We start from the raw sequence: 382 nt of genomic DNA, 5'->3' as shown, positions 1-382 counted from the left end.
CACCTAATGTTTCTTGTGTATCCATGACCGTCACGAATGCACGTGGATCGATATCATCAATAATCTTTCGCACCACATTCATTTCTGACGGATCAACCACTGCGTAGACAACTCGTTGTTCATTGTGCGTAAAGCCACCTTCAGCGTGTAGCAATGACGTGCCACGTTCCAAATCTTGCATAATTGCATGCGAAATCTCTTCTGGCTTTGATGTGAAGATTAGGAATGCACGAGCTGCATAAGATCCCTTTTGGGTGAAGTTAACCATTTGCGCAAACACAAAGGCCGCAATAACGGTATACATCATTTGAACGACGTCAATATAAACTAGCGAAGCCGTCAAGACCACGACATCCAGTGCGAATAGCGTACGTCCCATGGG

1 protein-coding gene is annotated in these 382 nt (G+C 45.3%); it reads right to left on the bottom strand.

Features of this window, described 5'->3' with window-relative positions; all coding sequences use genetic code 11:
* The coding region (locus KH400_RS22150; RefSeq protein ID WP_217228317.1) for a YitT family protein at positions 1 to 382 on the bottom strand (382 nt) is incomplete at both ends.

This window comes from Desertibacillus haloalkaliphilus, from assembly GCF_019039105.1.
Lineage (GTDB): Bacteria > Bacillota > Bacilli > Bacillales > KJ1-10-99 > Desertibacillus > Desertibacillus haloalkaliphilus.
This window is presented reverse-complemented; position numbering and strand designations above follow the sequence as displayed.